Source organism: Rudaea sp. (assembly GCF_036383415.1).
Taxonomy (GTDB): Bacteria; Pseudomonadota; Gammaproteobacteria; order Xanthomonadales; family Rhodanobacteraceae; genus Rudaea.
Map to the genome: position 1 here is coordinate 1 of NZ_DASVOK010000327.1, position 2,110 is coordinate 2,110.

The 2,110-nt window shown below is 63.9% G+C and carries 3 protein-coding genes; all 3 read left to right on the forward strand.

Annotated elements, in window-relative coordinates; genetic code table 11:
- Positions 1-621: bifunctional DNA-formamidopyrimidine glycosylase/DNA-(apurinic or apyrimidinic site) lyase (mutM, locus tag VF497_RS12380; RefSeq protein ID WP_330889135.1), on the forward strand; the 621-nt coding region annotated here is incomplete at its 5' end.
- Between the two features lies 1 nt (position 622).
- A complete protein-coding gene (locus VF497_RS12385; RefSeq protein WP_330889137.1) occupies positions 623-1,186 on the forward strand; it encodes a GNAT family N-acetyltransferase in 564 nt (187 codons plus the stop codon).
- A 183-nt stretch (positions 1,187-1,369) separates the two neighbouring features.
- Positions 1,370-2,110: gamma-glutamyltransferase (locus tag VF497_RS12390; protein ID WP_330889139.1), on the forward strand; the 741-nt coding region annotated here is incomplete at its 3' end.

The following is a 2,110-nucleotide window of genomic DNA, read 5'->3' on the forward strand; positions in this document are numbered from 1 at the left end:
GCGGCGGCGCCGGGGAAGTTTCATTATCCGCGCAGCGAGGATCGCGCGCACGATCATGTCGTGTTCCACATGTCGTCGGGCGCGGCCGTCGTGTTCAACGATCCGCGGCGCTTCGGCTACATGAAGATCATCGCCCGCAACGCGATCGAGGATGAACCATTGTTGAAGGGGCTCGGCCCCGAGCCGCTCGGTAACGAATTCGACGCCGCGATGCTGGCGCGCGCCTGCCACAACAAGAAGACCAGCCTGAAGGCCGCGCTACTCGATCAGCGCGTGGTGGCGGGACTTGGCAACATCTATGTCTGCGAGGCGCTGTTTCGCTCGCATTTGTCGCCGCGGCGATTGGCCGCGACGCTTGCAACCAAGAAGGCCGAGCCCACTGACCATGCCAAACGGCTGGTCGATGCGATCCATTCGGTGCTCAACCAGGCGATCAAGGCCGGCGGCTCCTCGATCAGCGACCATCGGCTGACCAACGGCGATCTCGGTTACTTCCAGCATTCGTTCCAGGTCTATGACCGCGAAGGCGAGACCTGCCGCACGTCGGGCTGTGGCGGCATCGTCAGGCGTTTCACCCAGAACGGCCGCTCCACGTTCTGGTGCCCGAAGTGCCAGAAATAACATGTTCGCGACGCCACGCATCGAGACGCGGCGCCTGATCCTGCGGCCGCTTGCGCTGTCGGATGCCGCAGCGATCCAGCGTCACTTCAACAATTGGAACGTGATCAAGACTCTCGCCACGGTGGTGCCGTGGCCCTATCCCGACGACGGCGCGGAAACCTTCATCAAGCGCGAGCTGGACAAGATCGCGGCCGGTGAGGAAAGCTATCAATGGGTGCTGGTGCTGCGCGCCGGTGATGGCGAGGCGATCGGCAACATCAACTTCCGCCCGCGCGCCGACGGCCGCAAGGGCAATCGTGGATTCTGGCTTGCCGAGCCATACTGGAATCAGGGTCTCATGACTGAGGCGATCGCTGCGGTGAATGATTTCGCCTTCCTGACGCTCGACCTCGATCACTTCCATGTCTGCAACGCGCCATCCAACGTCGGCTCGCGCCGGGTCAAGCAGAAGACCGGAGCCGAATTCGTCGGCTTCGTCGAACTTCCGCACCACAATGGCGAATCCCGAGCGGAGAAGTGGAAGGTCACGCGCGAAACTTGGCTGCGCGATCGCCCGGCGACGTGACCCCGGTTGCGAATGCCGCCGTGGGGAAATTCGCGGCGTCTTGACCGCGGATGCGAGGCCGCAGAACATGGGTCCCATCGCTCCATCAACAACGAGAACACAATGGCGATGAACGGCAACTGGCGCGATCGCGCCGCGACAAGCTTTCAGTGCGAGAAGCAACCGGCCACCAGTAGCCGCGGCATGGTGGTGAGCAATCATCCGCTGGCATCGAGCGCCGGCGCCGAGATGCTGGCTGCCGGCGGCAATGCCATCGATGCAGCGATCGCGACCCTGTTCACGCTGACCGTGGTCGAGCCGATGATGGTCGGCATCATCGGCGGCGGCATGGCACATATCCGCCTCGCCGACGGCAGCCATCGGTTCATCGACGGTCAGAGCACGGTGCCGAAGGCGGTGCGGCCGGATACCTACACCTCGAAGCCCGGTTCGGCGCATGACGTGTTCGACACCGTCGGCAACGAGAATTTGAACGGGCCGAAGGCGGTCGCGGTGCCGGGCTCGTTGAAGGCGTGGTGCGAAACCCTGCGCCGCTTCGGCACCATGAGCCTCGCCGACGTGATGCAGCCCGCGATCAAGCATGCCGCGCGCGGCTATGCGGCAACGCCTTACTTGCATGAATGCATTACCGACGGCGCCGAGGAGATGCTGAAGGACAAGCCGATCGCGGCGATCTACCTGCCTGGCGGCACCCCGCTGAAGCCGGGCGAGCGCGTGGTGCAGGCCGAGTATGCCGAGACGCTGAAATACATCGCCGATCACGGCGACAACGCGCTCTACCAGGGACCGCTCGGCGACATCCTGGTCGACTACATGAAGAAGAATGGCGGCTTCGTCGCGCAAGAGGATCTCGCGGCTTATAAAACCGTCGAGCGGCAGCCGATCCGCTGCGACTACCGCGGCTGGGAAATCCTCGGGCCGCCG